This window comes from Pseudomonas berkeleyensis (assembly GCF_014109765.1).
Classification (GTDB): Bacteria; Pseudomonadota; Gammaproteobacteria; order Pseudomonadales; family Pseudomonadaceae; genus Aquipseudomonas; species Aquipseudomonas berkeleyensis.
Genome location: NZ_CP059139.1, coordinates 4,069,560 through 4,085,763, shown reverse-complemented (window position 1 = coordinate 4,085,763; position 16,204 = coordinate 4,069,560). Strand labels below are relative to the sequence as shown.

Genomic DNA, 16,204 nt, shown 5'->3' with positions numbered 1-16,204 from the left:
CGAAACGGCCCCGTCAGGTGGCGGGGCCGTGATGTCGGTGTTGTGAAGCCTGCGGCCGGTAGGAAGGTATACCGGCTCGGGCGATGACTCAGGCCACCTTGAAGCGGCCCACCAGTTGCTGCTGGTGGTCGGCCAGGCGCGCCAGCTCGCGGCTGGTCACGGCGGTCTGCTCAGCGGCGGCGCTGACCTGGATGACCAGGTCGTTGATGTCGTTGACGTTGCGGTTGATCTCCTCCGACACCAGGCTCTGTTCCTCGGCGGCGGATGCCACCTGGATGTTGCGGTCGCTGATGCTGGCGATGCCGTCGGCGATCTCCACCAGCAGATTGCCGGCCTTGACCACGTTGTTGGCGCCGGCCTGCGCCTTGTTCAGGGTTTCCTGCATGGAGCTGGCGGCACGGTCGGAACCGCTCTGCAGGTTGCTGATCATCTGCTGGATGCTGACGGTGGAGGCCTGGGTTTTCTGTGCCAGTTGGCGTACCTCGTCGGCGACCACGGCGAAGCCGCGGCCCTGTTCGCCCGCGCGGGCTGCTTCGATGGCGGCGTTGAGGGCCAGCAGGTTGGTCTGTTCGGCGACACCGCGAATGACGTCGAGTACCGAGGAGATGGCGTCGCTCTCCTGCTTCAGCTCGACGATGATCTGTGCAGTCTGCTCGGCCTGGGTCGAGAGGGCCTGTACCAGACGCACGGTGCTCTCGATTTCGGTCTTGCCCTGCACCGTGTTGTCGTTGACCTGGCGCGACATCTCGGCCGCCTCGGTAGTGCTGCGTGCCACGTCGCGTACGGTGGCGCTCATCTCGTTGATGGCAGTGGCGACCTGATCGGTGCCCAGGCGTTGCTGCGCCACGTTCTGGCTGGTTTGCAGGGCCACGGCTGAGGATTCCTCGGCGGCGGTGGCGACTTGCGCGGTGGCGCCGCCGATCTCCTGAATCACTTCCTTGATCTGCAGCGCCATGTTGTTGAGGTTGCGCGCGATCACGCCGAATTCATCACCGCCTTCGTAACGGGTGTGCGCGGTGAGATCGCGCATCGACAGGGCGACCAGGGTGTCGTTGACATCGCTGACCGCTGATTTGATGTTGCGGATGATCAGCAGCGACAGCGCCAGCACGGCAGTCAGTACGGCCAGCATGGCCGTGACGGTCAGCCACAGGCTGCTGGCGGCGTCGTCTCGTGCCTGTGCCGCCAGATGGCCGACGCTCTGGCCCAGTTCGCTTTCCACTTGCACCATGAGATCGATGCGTGCGGTGGAGAGCTTGAACCACTCTTCGGGCGTGGCGGTCAGTGCCTCGCCCAGCGGTGTTTCCAGTGCCGTGCGCTGCAGGCCGCTGGCGGCCTGCGCGGCTGGTTGTTGCAGCGCGTTGTCGAGCTTGCCCTTCAAGTCTGCTGCGGCGCGGCGCTGAAAGGCGTCCTGATAGGCGGCGAACTCGCCGAGATTGCGGCTCAGGCGCGAGAGCAGATCGGCATTCAGTTGCTTCTGGCTGAAGGCCAGGCCGAGCAGGGCGCGCTCGCGTCCGGCGCGTTCCTTCATTTCCACGAACTGGTTGAGTGCGCCGAGAGCTCGCAGGATTTGCGGATCGCTCACCCGTGCCTCCAGCGAGTGGGTGTAGCCGATCAGCATGCCGATCAGGCGGGTATAGCGAGCGCCCGATTCGGTGCTGTTGATCGATTGCGCGTCCACTTGCTGGCGCAGGGTAGCCAGCTCATCCAGCCCGCCAAGAACCTCTTTCAGTTCAGTCGAGGCTGTTACCGACAGGGTACGCAACGACTTGATCGCCGTGTCGCTGTCGAGCCGGAACTGGCTCAGGGCATCGCGCATGGAGGTTCCGGCGCTGCCGAGGAAGACGCCACTGGCGCCGCGTTCGCGCTGCAGGGCGGTGACGGCTGCGCTGATCTCCTGCGCGGTGTCACTGGCGGCAACGGTATGGTTCATCTCGGTCAGTGTCTGGTATTTGCCGGCGACATACAGGGCGGAGAAGGCCAGGAATCCGAGTAGGGGGAATATCAGGATGAGGAGGAGTTTCACGCTCAGCGGGGCATTTTTCAGCATGTTTGGTACGAGCCTATCGTCTGGATTGGGTGTTGGCAGGCGAACGACGATTGCCAGAGGCTTGTTGGCCAGTGGCGGTTTGGGCGGTCAGGGATCTTGGCGTCCCTTCGGTTGCACTTCGTTGCAGCGGCTGCTTCAAGGTGGTGGTTGCGCGCCATGAGCCGTTGGCCGACCCGGGTCACGGGTTGTTGTTGCCGGCATCGGTCAGGGGCGCATTCTTGAGCACGGTGCGTGAACAGATCATCGTTCGTTCGGCGGGTTTCTTTAATTCAATCCGCGAACGGCGATGAGTGCACAGGCATGTCCGCCGCGTGCATGGGCGCGGCAGCCAGGGCTCGAAGGCTAGAGTAGAGAGAATCGCCGGACGGCCTTTGACCGGCAGCAACGAATCGTCGTTTTGTCGGCTGCGTGGCTGCCGAAAGGGTGGTCAGGCCCGCAGGGCATGCAGCAACTGGCTGCACACCTGGTTGCGGCCCTGCTGCTTGGCTTGGTAGAGCAGACGGTCGCACTGGGCGAAGAGATCACGTGCCTGCTGCACGCCCGCTGCCTGGGTGGTACAGGCGCCGATGCTGATGGTTAGGCGATTCAGCCCATCGGGGCGGTATTGATGCTCGATGGCGAGGTTGGCCACCTGCTCGCGCAAGCGCTCGGCCAGGGCGTTCAGCTCTCCGACATCGGTGATCTGCAGCAGCACGACGAACTCTTCGCCACCATAGCGGTAGACATTGCCCTGGCCCTGACGCAGGCCGGCGCTGATGCAACGAGCGACCTCGCACAGGCACTGGTCACCGACCTGGTGGCCGTAGTGGTCGTTGAAGGGCTTGAAGAAGTCGATGTCCAGCAACAGCAGGGAGAAGGGCCGGCCATTGCGCTGCATCTGTTGCCAGTTCTCCTCCAGGGCGAGGTCGAAAGCGCGGCGGTTGCCGATGTCGGTCAGGGCATCGGTACTGGCTTGCCTGGCCAGGCGCAGGTTGAGCGCCGCCAGTTCATCACGCTGGCGCTGCTTTTCCTGATCATCGAGAAAGGCCCGGCGCACGCCATTGATGTTGGTCCAACTGATGAACAGGCTGAACAGCAGCACCGGCAAGTAGGCGATGCTGAACACCAGCACCGGCTTGCTCTGGCCATCGTGCAGCAGCCACTGGTTATACAGGATGATCCCCGAGATCGCGGCGGAGCAGGCGAGGATGCCACGGAAGCTGTAGCGCGCCCCCAGGTTGGCCAGGATGATGAACACCACCGAGGCGTAGACGAAGGTGGGCACATCGGGTGAGCTGCTGCGCTTGAGCAGTTCGAACCAGGCGATGGTGGAGATGATGTCGTGCACCGGCATCAGCATGTCCATCAGCAGCACGTTGCGATACCGCCAGAACACCAGGTAGATGTTGACCAGTCCGACCAGGCTCATGCCGCCACGCAACAGCAGGGACTCCAGCGCCATGTCGGGGATCAACAGCGCATCGGCGAAGACGTAGAGATCGTAGGCGATCATGGCGATGAAGTTGATCGCCAGCAGGAAGCGCCCATGGTGCTGGACGACGTAATGCTGGTAAGCCGTCTGCAGGGCGGCGGGAATCACCCAGGCCGATTGTCTGGAGGAGGCGATGCCTGACTCTGAGGCGCTCATCGTGCCGGATTCCTGTGCTTCTTCGTGACACATTCTGTTGGGGGCAATCGCATGCACCTGTCGGGATGGTGGCGCTCTGCTGCTTGCTTGCAAGGGTGCGCCATTATTACGCCGCTACTCGATGGCTGGGGAGGGGGTGGCGGTATTTTTAGCCTCTCCAGGGCACCTCTTAAAAACGTAGGCGAGGCAGCCAGCGCAAGGCAAAAACAGGCGAAAAAGCGCAGTTTACGCGCTGTAAATGAGCATTTTGATCGGACTCGCGCACGAGCCTGTTTTTAACGCCGCGATGGCAACGCAGGTAGTTTTTAGAGGTGCCCTCCAGAGCCGAGCCGTTGTTTTCCTTCCCTGCACCAAGACGGTGAGACTCGCTGTCGGCGAGTGTCCGAGTGAGCCAGTATGGCTTTTTTAACCGTCTGTTTTTATTTCACTTATTTATTTGTAATCGGATATTTCAAGTTGGCAAGGGGATTGCTATGCCTGAGGGGAAATAAAAATTCCTGTCAGGATATATTGTCCGGCAGGGTCTCGTATGCCGATGCCACGCGATAAGCCGCGCAGCACGGCTCTCTGATTGGAGGCTGTAGTCGATGACCCGTAGTCGTATGGTGTTGGGGCTTGTTCCGTTGTTGGGCAGTGCGGCCGTGCAGGCGGCCGAGACACCCGTGATCAACAGTGGTGACACGGCGTTCGTGGCGCTCTGCTCGCTGGTGGTGCTGCTGATGACCCTGCCTGGCCTGGCGCTGTTCTATGGCGGCATGGCGCGTGGCAAGAACGTGCTGTCGATCCTCATGCAGGTGTTCTGCACCGCCTCGCTGATGTCGGTGCTCTTCGCCATCTACGGCTACAGCCTGTGCTTCACCGACGGTGGTTCTTGGCAGTCGCTGATCGGCGGGTTGGACAAGCTGTTCCTCAAGGGCGTGGGCACCGACTCCGTGGTCGGTACCATCCCCGAATACCTGTACTTCCTGTTCATGCTGCTGTTCGCCGCGATCACCCCGGCGATCATCGTCGGCGCCTTCGCCGAGCGCATGAAGTTCTCGGCGGTGATGCTGTTCATGGCGGTCTGGCTGACGCTCAACTACATCCCCATGGCGCACATGGCCTGGGGCGGTGGCTGGGTGTTCAATCTAGGCGTGCAGGATTTCGCCGGTGGCAACGTGGTGCACCTGAACGTGGGCATCGCCTCGCTGGTCGGCGCCTGGCTGATCGGTCGGCGGCGTGACTACGGCACGTCGGCGCTGGCTCCGCACAACATGACCATGACCTTCATCGGCGGTGGCCTGCTGTGGGTCGGCTGGCTCGGCTTCTGTGGCGGTTGCGCGCTTGCGGCCAGTGGTTTCGCCATGCTGGTGATGGTCAACACCATGCTCGCCAGCTGCGCCGGGGCACTGGCCTGGATGCTGGTCGAGGGTGTGCATCGCGGCAAGCCGAGCCTGTTCGGCGCGGTGTCCGGCGCCATCGCCGGGCTGGTGGCGATCACCCCGGCCTGTGGCTACGTCGGGCCCATGGGCGCCATCGTGTTGGGCCTGATCGCCGCGCCGGTGTGCGTCTGGGCGGTGGAGAAGCTCAAGCCCGCCATGGGCCTGGACGATGCCTTCGACGTGTTCTGTGTGCATGGCGTGGCCGGCATCCTCGGTGGTCTGTTGACCCCGGTGTTCGCCCTGAGCGAACTGGGCGGGCAGGGTTTCACCGGCGAGCGTGGCCTGCTCGATCAATTGCAGATCAATGCCGGCGCGCTGCTGTTCAGCATCCTCTTCTCGGCGCTGACCAGTTGGGTGGCGTTCAAGGTCGCGGCGCTGTTCTGCGGTGGGCTGCGTGTGGACGAAGAACAGGAGATCGACGGCCTGGATCTCGCTGCACATGGCGAGGTGGGCTACAAGTACTCCAATTGATGCTTGCGCAGGGGCTATTGCCGTTTCACCTGGCAACGGCTCCCTGCCTCAATGGCGCACTGCTCCAGAGCGGATAGTGGCGTAGGGCGAACCGGAACGCCGGTCGCTCGTAGCGCAGCGAACAGTCCGCCAGTCCATTTCCAGCCCAGCACCACCGCTTCTTCACCCCTCAAACCCTCTGTTCAAAAATCCCCCTGATGCGCCGCAGTGGCGCGCTTTGCCCCGCGCTTGTGCAGTCTTTGCCGGCTTGCGGGATGGCCACCGGGGCCGGCGCCCACGCTGGCGCGGGATGACGAAAATGGCACAGTCCGTGCTTTCTCCATGAGAACAAAAAGTTCTCTCAGGGAATTTTCTCTGGAGGCCAACCGACCATCGCCTTGCTCTCACCCGGGAGGGTTTCCGATGACCGCATCCAGTACCGAACCCCTGTTCAGTACCCCACGTTATGCCACCGAGGCGTCCCGGCAACCGGCCACTCGCCGCCTCGTGGTCGCCCAGCAGGCCAGTGCCGCTGCCGCGCTGCTCGACCACCCGGTGCCGACTCTACTGCTGTGCCTGAGCGAGACGTTGCCGGCCAGTGCCGATCAGGAGAGCCTGCCCAGCATCGAGGCGTTGTACCTGCGCCTGCAGATGCTGCTGGAGAAGGCCCAGGCCGGCACCCGGCTGTACGTCTGTGGCGATGAAAGCTTTCTCTGGCATGTGTACCGCCTGGCACGCCACGCCGGCCTGCTCGGCGATGAGATCGAACTGTTCAAGCAGGGCGCGCGACGCCGCCTGTATTGCGTGCATTGCGGGCATTTCCAGGATATCGGCAGCGAAGGCGAGTGCACCTGTGGCCAGTGCCGGGTGAAGCTGTTCGTGCGCGAACATTTCTCCCAGCGCCTAGGCGCCTACATGGGCGTATGCGTCGACCCGGACAGTCCCTATGCCAAGGCGGTGCAGCCATGAGCGCGATGATCGACGTTCAGGTCACCGATGTACGCCAAGTGACCCCGGTGGTGCGTGAATTCACCTTCGCCGCTCTCGATGGCAGCCTGCCGGGCTTTTCCTGCGGTAGCCATGTCCAGGTGGTGTTGCCCATCGAAGGGCGCACCCTGCGCAATGCCTATTCGCTGTTGGGCGATCCGCGCGAGACCGGCGTGTACCGCATCGCCGTGCGTCTGCAGGACGCTTCGCGCGGTGGCTCGCGCTATCTGCACGAGCAGGTGCGGGTCGGCGACCGTTTGCAGATCGGTGTGCCGAGCAACCTGTTCGCCCTGCATTCGCAGGCCCGTCACCACATCCTGGTGGCCGGTGGCATCGGCATCACGCCGTTCATGGCCTACCTGGCTGAGCTAGAGGCGCAAGACGCTTCGTTCGAATTGCACTACGCCTACCGCAGCGGCCTGACCGACGCCTACGCCGACGAGCTGCGCGAGCGCCTGGGCGAGCGCTTCCATGGCTACGACGCCGCTGCCGGCCAGCGCCTGTCCTGCGCCGATCTGTTCGCCGCCAAGCCGCTTGGCAGCCACCTCTACGTCTGCGGTCCGCAGCGTCTGCTCGATGAACTCAAGTTGCTTGCCAGCGTCCACGGCTGGTCGGCCGGGCGCCTGCACTGGGAAGCCTTCGCCGCGCCCGAACCGGGCCAGCCGTTCACCGTCGAGCTGGCGCGCAGTGGCCAGCGCCTGCAGGTGCCGGGCGACCACAGCCTGCTCGAAGCGCTGGAGGCTGCCGGTGTGGAGGTGCCCAACCTGTGCCGGGGCGGGGTGTGCGGGCAATGCACCACGCGCTATCTGAGCGGCGAGGTGGAGCACCGTGATCACTATCTGGATGAGCAACAGCGCGGTGCCGCACTGATGCCCTGTGTTTCCCGCGGCGGCTGCTCCGGCACGCTGCTGCTCGACCTCTGAGGATTCCGCCATGCCCCTCGTGATGAAACCGTTGGAAACCTACCGGGACGATTTCACCTTCAGCAACAGCCCGCAGGCCATCGCCCGTTTTCCCTTCCCGTTTCCCGAGGACAGCTACATGTACTCGGTCAACATCGAGCCCGCCACGCCGCGCGAGCCGGGCTCGGTGTTCGAGCACTGGTTCGACATCGACGAGCACTATGTCTCGGAGATGGCCGAGCGTGCCTGCGTATTGGAGAAGGATCCGCAGCGCTGCCTGGTGATGCCGCACATGGCCCAGGCCGCATGGGACACCCTGGAAATGCTGATGGAACACCTGGCCGCCGACTACCCCGAGCATTTCGCTCTCGAGCGTGACGGCGATCAGTGGCTGTGGATCAACCGCCCGCTGGGCATCGAGCAGCGCTTCACCTTCGGCGATGCCAGCACGCTGCCGTTCGAGCCGCTGGAGTACATCACGCGCCAGGCGCAGGGCGACTTCGCTGTGCTCGATCAGCGCGACGGCGACCTGTTCATGGACGCCGGCATGGTCACCTGTCCGGCGGACTGGTCGATCAAGTTCGACGCCGGCATGAGCTTCAAGCAGTGGCATGCGCCGGTACCGGGCGTGGCACACCAGCTCGGTGTGTTCGACCGCGCGCTGAAGTACCTGCTGAACATCCAGGTCGGCCATCCGGTGCGCCGCCTGAACTGGACCATGACCATCAACCCGCGCATGGACACCTCCTCGGAGACCTTCCACGAATGGGGCCATGAGCGCGGCCTGGTGACGCCGGAGAACGTTGCACGCCTGGTGCACCTGCGCGTCGAGCTGCAGTTCATGCCACGCCTGCCGCGCAGCAATGCGCTGCTGTTCGGCATCCGCACCTACCTGATCAGTCTCGAGGAGCTGGCCAGCAACCCGGCCTGGGCCTGCCGCCTGCACCGCGTATTACGCGACCTGCCGGACGAGATCGCCGACTACAAAGGCCTGACCCGCTACCGCCAGACCGTGGTGGATTGGCTGCGCCAGTTCGACCCGCAGGCCAAGGCTGCCTGACCACCACCGAGATCCCTCTTCCCCGGCCCCTCTCCCACAAGTGGGAGAGGGGAGACAGACACCAGCCTGCGTGCGCAGGCTCAACGACGAACAACAGGAGAAACTGACATGGCCAATTCCTGGCGTATTTCCGCCCTTGCCGAGCGTCACCGCGCACTGGGTTCCAAACTTGAGGACTGGAGCGGCATGGGCACCGCCTGGACCTATTCCAGCGACCTGGCCGACGAGCACGAGGCGATCCGCACCCGTGCCGGGCTGATGGATGTGTCCGGGCTGAAGAAGGTGCACTACGTCGGCCCGCATGCCGAGAGCCTGCTGGAGTACGCCACCAGTCGCGACATCTCCAAGGTCTATCCGGGCAAGAGCGTCTACGCCACCATGCTCAATGAGGCCGGCAAGTTCGTCGACGACTGCGTGATCTACCGCACCGGCCCCAACGCCTTCATGGTGGTGCACGGTTCCGGCAACGGTTACGAGATGCTGGTGCGTTCGGCTCAGGGCCGCCAGGTGGCGGTTTTGTTCGATGACGATCTGCATGACCTGTCGCTGCAAGGCCCGCTGGCGGTGGACTTTCTCGCCGAGCACGTGCCGGGCATTCGCGAACTGCCGTACTTCCATCACCTGCAGACCAAGCTCTTCGACCGCCCGGTGATGATCTCGCGCACCGGCTACACCGGCGAACGCGGCTACGAGATCTTCTGCAAGGCCGCCGACGCGCCAGCGATCTGGGACGGCATCCTGGAGAAGGGCAAGGGCCTGGGCATCATCCCCTGCGCCTTCACCGCGCTGGACTGGCTGCGGGTGGAGAGCTACCTGCTGTTCTTCCCCTACGACAATTCCGAGATGTATCCCTTCGCCGACCAGGCGGCTGGCGACACCCTGTGGGAGCTGGGGCTGGACTTCACCGTGTCGCCGACCAAGAGCGACTTTCGCGGCGCCAACGAGCATCGCCGTCTACAGGGCAAGGAGCGCTTCAAGATCTTCGGCGTGCTGCTCGACGGCGACAAGGCGGCCGAAGCCGGCGACACCCTGTGGGCTGATGGCAAGCAGGTGGGCGTGATCACCTGCGCCATGTATTCGCGGCTCTCCGGCAAATCCATGGCCATCGCGCGCATGGACGTGCCCTACGCTGAGCAGGGCGCGCCGCTGGAAGTCAAAGGCAGTCTGGCGGTCAACGCCATCGCCCATACCCTGCCGTTCGATGATCCGGAGAAGAAGAAACGTACGGCCAAGGGCTGAGTGTCAGATCCCGCGACCTGGAGTCGTCGCGGGCAAGGAGTTCCTGGGGCAAGGGAACAGGGCCATAGGGATGTGGCCCGATTTGCCTCGGATCAGGAGGGTGTCATGGCCTGGTTGAACGGTTGGGGTTTTCTGCTGCTGGCCGGTATCTGCGAGGTGTTCTATGCCTCGATCATTCCGCGTACCGATGGTTTCACGCGTTTGTGGCCAAGCCTGTACTGCGCGTTTTTCCTGGCGCTGAGCATCTACCTGCTGAGCCTGTCGGTGCGCGAGTTGCCGCTCGGCCTGGCCTACGCCGTGTGGGTTGGCATCGGCACCCTGGGCACGGTGGCTTACGGCGCGATGTTTCTCGGCGAAAGCCTGAACCTGTTGCGCAGCCTGTGCCTGGTGATGATCGTCGCCGGCATCGTCGGCCTGAAACTGGCCAGCCACGAGACGGCGTAGGGAGACGAACATGCGTGTACAGATACTGCAGCACGTGCCCTTCGAGGGTATCGGCAGCATGGCCGAGTGGTTTCAGGCGCGGGGCGCCGATGTGCGTTACACCCGCTTCTTCGAGGCGAATGCGCAACTGCCCGAGCCCGCAAGCTGCGATCTGATCGTCGCCATGGGCGGGCCGATGAGCGTCAACGATGAAGCCGAGCTGCCCTGGTTGATTGCCGAGAAGGCGTTTCTCCGTGAAGCGATCGAGGCGGGTGTCGCGGTGTTGGGGGTATGCCTGGGGGCACAGTTGATCGCCAGCGCGCTGGGGGCCCGCGTGCATCCCAATGCGGTGGCCGAGATCGGCTGGTTTCCGCTATGGCGAGCCGAATCTGTCGGCGACGATTGCTTCGTCTTTCCCGACCGTGTCGAGTTGCTGCACTGGCACGGTGAAACCTTCGAGCTGCCTGCGGGCGCCACGCTGCTGGCGTCGAGCGAAGCCTGTCGGCACCAGGCGTTCCAGCTCGGCAGGCGGGTGATCGGGTTGCAATGCCACCCGGAAATGACGCCGCAGATTGTCGCCGACCTGCTGGCCGAATGCGCCGATGAACTCAGGCCAGGGCAATGGGTGCAAGCGCCGGAGCAGCTGGCGGCAGAGCCACGCACATACGTGCCCGGCAATGTCCTGATGGCGCGGCTGCTGGACTACCTGCTCGGCTAGCCGCCAGCGTGGCCAGGTTCTGGCCGCGCCGGGCGTTGCCTCAGAGCGGGTTCAAAGTCTGCTGCGCGTCGGCCATGCAGCGTTGAAATCAAGCTGGAACGCCAGCCCGGTCAGAAGCCGCTTGCGGCTAACGCACTTTAGTGCGGCCCCGGAGGGGTGAGCGAAGCGAGTCATGCTCATTCACAGCTCGTAAAGTCGAACGCGACTCCGAGCGTTCTTCGCTCGATTCGCGGGGCCGCCATCGGTATTGCCTGGCTCCAGCTCGCGAGACTTTGAACAGCCTCTCAGAGCTGGAAGCGCGCGATGTTCTCGCGCAGCGCCTCGCTGGTGCGCGCCAGGCTCTCGCTTTCCTGCTGGGTGCTGCGAAAGGCCGTGGCCGACTGTTCGGCGCTGTCGCGTACCGAGACGATGCCCTGGCTGATCTGCTCGGCCACCGTGCTCTGCTGCTCGGCGGCGGTGGCGATCTGCTGGTTCATGCCGTTGATGCGCTCGATCATGGCGACGATTCGTACCACGGCCTCACCGGCCTCGGAGACACCGGAAACCGACTGTGAACTGGAGTTCTGGCAGCGCTCCATGTAGTGCGAGGTTTCGTCGGCGATCTTCTGCAGGCTGGCGATCAACCCTTCGATCTCGGTGGTGGCTTCCTGGGTGCGTCGTGCCAGGTTGCGCACCTCGTCGGCGACCACGGCGAAACCACGTCCCGCTTCGCCGGCACGGGCGGCCTCGATGGCAGCGTTGAGCGCCAGCAGGTTGGTCTGGTCGGCCACCGCCTTGATCACGTCGAGCACACTGCCGATGTTGCTGCTTTCGGTTTTCAGGCGGCCCATCGCTTCGCTGGAGTGGTCGATCACCTCGGCCAGTTCGCCAATCAGGCTCACTGCCTGGCTGGCTTTGCGCTGGCTGTGCACGGCCGCTTCGTCGGCCTCGCTGGCGGCCTGCGCGGCGGATTCTGCGCTGCGTGCCACGTCCTGCACCGTTGCCGCCATTTCGTGCACGGCGGTGACGATCTGTTCCACTTCACGCTGGGCCTGGGCCACACCTTCGGCGTTGCGCAGGCTCGACTCGCTCAGTTCCTGGCTGGAATGGGCGACGGTACGCGATGAGCTGTCGATGCCTTGGGTGACCTGGCGCAGGTTCTGCTGCATGCGCAGCAGAGCGGCGAGTACGCTGCTCTCGGCGCTGTCCACGGCTTTCTCCATGATGCGCAGATCGCCTTCGGCAACACGTTGCGCGATGCGATTGAGGTCGCTCGGTTCAGCGCCCAAGGCACTGAGCAGGTAGCGGCTGATCCAGTGACCGAGCACGATGGCGGTGATCAGGGCGATGCCGCCGATCACCAGCAGGGCGAGGCGCTGGTTGGCGTATTCGGCTTCCTCTTCGATCACCCGGTTGTTTGCGACCTGCGTGGAGTAGCTCAGGTACGCCTCGATGGCCTGGGTGAGTTCTTCGAGCAAAGGGGTGCATTGCTCGGCGACCATCTTCAGGGCGGTGGCGTCCTCGCCCTTGAACAGGTGGTCGGCGATGGTGCGTGCGACTGGCGCATAACGCACTTCAACCTGCTCGAGACGTTTGAACAGTTCCCGCGCCTGTGGCGATACGCCCTCGTGCGTGTCGATGGCCTTGCGCAGTTCTGCCAGCTTCTCGCTCACGGCCCTGTCGTAGTTCTCGATGGCCGTACGGCGTTGAGCGCGTGCGGCCACATCCGGGGTCAGGGCCATGTTGCGCAGTGCTATGGCGCGTTCCTTGGCGGCATCGTTCAACTGGTTGGCCAGGCGGGTGCGCTGGTCGATGCCGTTGATGTAACCGGTGAAGTCGTCGTTGACGTCAGCCAGGCTGACCAGCGATACGGCGGTGATCAGCAGCATCAGCGCGAGGATGATGGCGTAGCTGGCATAGATCAGGGTGCGAGTAGAGAAGCGGGCAGATTGCGACGACATAAGGCACCTTCGGCATGAGTGACGGGCACGAGCTTGCTAGGGACGCATACCGTTGCGCTGTGCGCTCGGTGCCGCATCCTGCGTCGTCCACGAAAGGTTTTGCCGATCTCCATGGCGGCTGCCATGGTTGATGAGGGAAGTTGGGTGGCCTCAAGACCACCGCCGCTCATGGCTCAAGCGAGCAATGATGGCAAGATGATAGTCATAAGGATGGGCATGGTGGATAGTCCCCCACCGAGAATGCCGATGATCGGTAGGGCGTTGCTGACGAGGGCATCTCGCAACCCTGTCCTGTCGGGCTGAAAAAGCTTATGGCGCCTGCTCGTAACGCGTTGCCTGGCACAGCTCGACTGGCCGTTATCAATACCGTTACCGGTACCGTTCTTCCACGCTAAGCCGCAGGAGAGCAGAGTGCGGTTAGCGTATGCCGGCGGAGGTGTCGCGAGAGGAGGGTGGCCGGCGGCATGTACCGCCGGCCGCTGGGCTTACTTGAGCTTTTCCAGTTCGTCGTCTGGTAGCGCGTAGCTGTGTTTCTCGTGGATCATGGTGGCGACCAGTGCATAAAGGCTGACGCCGGCCACCAGCAGGCTGATGAAGATCAGGATGGCTGGCTTGTCGGCGAAGGTGAATACAGCGCTGGCGCCGTCGTAAGTGGTGATGCTCATGGCGATGCTCCTTTAGGTTGGCCCGTCACCCAGCGGCACGGGCCATTGCTGATCAGGCTGGTTTGGTTTCGCCAACCAGCGGGGTGGGCGCAGGGCCGCTGACGCTGGTGCTGCTGCCGTACATCGAGCTCCATTCCGGGTAGGCCTGGGCCGGTACTTCGGTCAGGTCGAGACCGCGCTCTTCGGCGTGCGCCGGAACGCGCAGCATGCCTGCCTGCTTGAGGGCGTAGGAGATGGCGTAGCCAGGGATGAAGCCCAGCGCGGCCATGACGATGGCGCCGCCCAGTTGGCCGAAGAAGCTGATTTCCGGCATGCCGTTCACGTTCGGGTAGCCAGCCAGGAAGATGCCGCTGATCACCAGGCCGGCGAAGCCGCCGAAGCCGTGCACGGCGAAGGCGCCGACTGCGTCGTCCAGCTTGAACTTGAGCAGCAGGTTGTTGACCAGCGGTGCCAGGGCCGACACGCCCATGCCGATCAGGTAGGCCAGCCCGGGGTGGTAGAGATCCAGACCTGGTGCCACCGAGATGATCCCGACCAGGCCACCGGACATCATCCAGTAGGGTTCGCGAGTGGTCAGGTAAGCGCCGATCAGGCCGCCAGCGAAGCCCATCAGGGTGTTGAAGGAGAAGGCCGAGAGGTTGGTCGGCTGGCCGTAGATGTTGATCCACTGCGCGCCGGAGTTGTAGATAATGCAACCGCCGAGGAAGCCGAAGAAGCCGACGATGATCAGCATCAGGCCGACCACGCTCATCGGCATGCTGTGACCGACGATGGCGTTGGCGCTGCCGTCGGCATTGAATCGGCCGATACGCGCACCGAGGTTGATCAGCACGCCAAGGGCGAAGAAGCCGGCGATCATGTGCACCACGCCAGCGGCGCCGACGTCATGGTAGCCCCACTTCACGGTCAGCCAGCCTTCCGGGTGCCAGCCCCAGGCCGCGGCGAGCAGCCAGAGGAAGCCACCGAGGACGATGGTCATGATGATGAAGGCGCTCATCCGTGCACGCTCGATGATCGCGCCGGAGAGGATCGAACCGGTGGTGGCGGCGAACAGGGCGAAGGCGCCCCAGAAGATGCCGGTGGCGTTGTCCTGGATGTTCGGGCCCATGGACTGGCTCCACGGCATGCCGGCCATCAGGGCGTCCATGCGCGGTACCAGGCCGTCCGGGAAGGCGTTGTACACGGCCCAGCCGAGCAGGAACACACTGGGGACGATGAAGCCGAAAGCGAGAATGTTCTTCACGCCGGCCGCCAGGGCGTTCTTCAGTCGCGATGCACCGATCTCGTAGGACAGGAAGCCTGCATGAATGCAGATCATCAGCGCGGTACACCACCAGTAGAACATTTCCATGTTCAGGGTGTTGGTCATCTCTATCAGAGCCTGTAGCTCTTCCAGAGTGGGTGTCTTCTGCTCTTCCATCAATCAATCCTCGATGCTGTTCTTATGAAGGTTCGTCGGTATTGGCAGTGGAACTGAAAGTGTTGCGCCCTAGGTTTTAATTTATCTGTAGTTATAAAAAGTTCTCTTAGTGAATAGGCAATAGCTGTGCCAGAAGTGGTCTTGCGCTCAGCGCCCGGCGGTTGCGGCGGGGCTGAAACAGCTGGTTAAAAAATGCCCTGTTTGTGCTCATTCGGTCGGCATCACGCCTGAAAATGGGTCGTAACTCAGGTGTTCTTTTGCAACATGCCCTGAATCTGCTGCACCGATTCCTGGGTGCGCCGCGCCAGGTTGCGCACCTCGTCGGCGACCACCGCAAAGCCGCGGCCCTGCTCGCCGGCGCGTGCGGCTTCGATGGCCGCGTTCAAGGCCAGCAGGTTGGTCTGTTCGGCGATGCCCTTGATCACCCCGGCGACCTGGGCGATCTGCCCGTAAGTGGCCTGGATACTGGCCTGTTCGCGTTCGTGCATGCTGGCGGCGGCCTTCTCGTCGCTGATCTCGCGTACCGCGCCGGTGACGTAGGTCAGCTTGCCCTGGGCATCGCGCAGGCAACGGCCACGCTCGCGGTACCAGACTTCGCCGCGGGTCTTGTGGCGCATGCGGTATTCCACGGCGTAGAAACCGTCGCCGCTCTTGTCCACCATGGACGCATTGAAGGCCTGCATCACCGCTTTCAGATCGTCCGGGTTGACCACCTGGAAATAGCTGTCCCAGCCATCGGGGAATTCGGCGCGGCTGTAGCCGATCAGCTCGCGGAACTGCTCGGACCAGCGGATCAGGTTCTGCGGATGATCCGGGTCGCCGTTGACTACGTTCATCGCCCAGCAGCCCTCGGTCAGGGTGCGCTTGGTCAGTTCCCAGACCTGGCGCTCTTCTTCCCAATGGGCGCGCTCGGTCGTGACGTTCTGGTTCTGTGCGTGGCTGGCGCGCAGCTCGTCTTCGAGCCGGGCACATTGCTGTTCGGCTTGAGCCAGCCGCTGCTTCAGCGCTGCGTATTCCTCTGCCGTACAGGGCGCGGGTGGCTGCTTTTCGCTGTGCTGGCGGATACGTTGCAACTCTTCCCAGTCACGCTGCAGGCGCTCCAGGCTGCCGAGCAACTGCGGTTGCTGCTGCAGGTGCGGGCGAGGCGTTGCCGGCGTGCGCTGGCTGAGCAGGTGCTCGAGCCACTGGTTGAGTTCATTGGCCAGGTTTCGGGGCGTATTGCTGAACCACATCGGCCGATCCTCCTCGGGGTCGTTGAGCGCTGCCCTCCTGATTGGCAGCTGCTACCCGGTTCCCTAGCAA

Annotated in this window: 12 protein-coding genes and 3 pseudogenes; 7 read left to right on the top strand and 8 right to left on the bottom strand. The window is 63.5% G+C overall.

Going from position 1 to position 16,204, the window contains the following annotated elements:
- Positions 1 to 88: 88 nt before the first annotated feature.
- The 3 genes and pseudogenes from HS968_RS26810 to HS968_RS18950 all read right to left on the bottom strand — a co-directional run bounded on the left by HS968_RS26810 (position 89) and on the right by HS968_RS18950 (position 3,677).
- Positions 89 to 796 (bottom strand): methyl-accepting chemotaxis protein, encoded by a 708-nt coding sequence (locus HS968_RS26810; RefSeq protein WP_407681665.1) that lies wholly within the window; start codon positions 794 to 796, stop codon positions 89 to 91.
- Between the two features lie 201 nt (positions 797 to 997).
- Positions 998 to 1,933 (bottom strand): annotated as a pseudogene (locus HS968_RS26805) (nitrate- and nitrite sensing domain-containing protein); the annotation flags it as partial.
- Positions 1,934 to 2,477: 544 nt separating this feature from the next.
- Complete coding sequence (locus HS968_RS18950; RefSeq protein ID WP_182368130.1) at positions 2,478 to 3,677, bottom strand: GGDEF domain-containing protein; 1,200 nt, start codon at positions 3,675 to 3,677, stop codon at positions 2,478 to 2,480.
- Positions 3,678 to 4,264: 587 nt separating this feature from the next.
- Between HS968_RS18950 and HS968_RS18945 the strand changes: the two genes are divergently transcribed.
- The 7 genes from HS968_RS18945 to HS968_RS18915 all read left to right on the top strand — a co-directional run bounded on the left by HS968_RS18945 (position 4,265) and on the right by HS968_RS18915 (position 10,877).
- Complete coding sequence (locus HS968_RS18945) at positions 4,265 to 5,569, top strand: ammonium transporter (protein WP_182368128.1); 1,305 nt, start codon at positions 4,265 to 4,267, stop codon at positions 5,567 to 5,569.
- Positions 5,570 to 5,971: 402 nt separating this feature from the next.
- Complete coding sequence (locus HS968_RS18940; RefSeq protein ID WP_182368126.1) at positions 5,972 to 6,517, top strand: dimethylamine monooxygenase subunit DmmA family protein; 546 nt, start codon at positions 5,972 to 5,974, stop codon at positions 6,515 to 6,517.
- Positions 6,514 to 7,458 carry a PDR/VanB family oxidoreductase gene (locus tag HS968_RS18935; protein WP_182368124.1) on the top strand — a complete coding sequence of 315 codons (945 nt, stop codon included), beginning with the start codon at positions 6,514 to 6,516 and terminating at the stop codon, positions 7,456 to 7,458. Before HS968_RS18940 ends, HS968_RS18935 begins: the two co-directional genes overlap by 4 nt.
- 10 nt (positions 7,459 to 7,468) lie before the next feature.
- A complete protein-coding gene (locus HS968_RS18930; protein WP_182368122.1) occupies positions 7,469 to 8,497 on the top strand; it encodes a heme-dependent oxidative N-demethylase family protein in 1,029 nt (342 codons plus the stop codon).
- Positions 8,498 to 8,605: 108 nt separating this feature from the next.
- A complete protein-coding gene (locus HS968_RS18925; RefSeq protein WP_182368120.1) occupies positions 8,606 to 9,736 on the top strand; it encodes an aminomethyltransferase family protein in 1,131 nt (376 codons plus the stop codon).
- A 105-nt stretch (positions 9,737 to 9,841) separates the two neighbouring features.
- Positions 9,842 to 10,180: a DMT family transporter gene (locus HS968_RS18920; protein ID WP_074917000.1), complete on the top strand. Its 339-nt coding sequence runs from the start codon at positions 9,842 to 9,844 to the stop codon at positions 10,178 to 10,180.
- A 10-nt stretch (positions 10,181 to 10,190) separates the two neighbouring features.
- Complete coding sequence (locus HS968_RS18915) at positions 10,191 to 10,877, top strand: type 1 glutamine amidotransferase (RefSeq protein WP_182368118.1); 687 nt, start codon at positions 10,191 to 10,193, stop codon at positions 10,875 to 10,877.
- A 284-nt stretch (positions 10,878 to 11,161) separates the two neighbouring features.
- Here HS968_RS18915 and HS968_RS18910 read toward each other — a convergent pair whose 3' ends face one another.
- The 5 genes and pseudogenes from HS968_RS18910 to HS968_RS26425 all read right to left on the bottom strand — a co-directional run.
- Positions 11,162 to 12,817, bottom strand: coding sequence for a methyl-accepting chemotaxis protein (locus HS968_RS18910; RefSeq protein ID WP_179622242.1), 1,656 nt, complete (start codon positions 12,815 to 12,817; stop codon positions 11,162 to 11,164).
- Between the two features lie 485 nt (positions 12,818 to 13,302).
- Positions 13,303 to 13,482 (bottom strand): hypothetical protein, encoded by a 180-nt coding sequence (locus HS968_RS18905; RefSeq protein WP_106736687.1) that lies wholly within the window; start codon positions 13,480 to 13,482, stop codon positions 13,303 to 13,305.
- Positions 13,483 to 13,534: 52 nt separating this feature from the next.
- The gene (locus tag HS968_RS18900) at positions 13,535 to 14,902 is read right to left on the bottom strand and encodes an ammonium transporter (protein WP_182368116.1); all 1,368 of its coding nucleotides are present in this window, start codon (positions 14,900 to 14,902) and stop codon (positions 13,535 to 13,537) included.
- 260 nt (positions 14,903 to 15,162) lie between these two features.
- Positions 15,163 to 15,336: pseudogene (locus HS968_RS26430) on the bottom strand (methyl-accepting chemotaxis protein); the annotation flags it as partial.
- 117 nt (positions 15,337 to 15,453) lie between these two features.
- Positions 15,454 to 15,738, bottom strand: a pseudogene (locus tag HS968_RS26425) (PAS domain-containing protein); the annotation flags it as partial.
- Between the last annotated feature and the right edge of the window lie 466 nt (positions 15,739 to 16,204).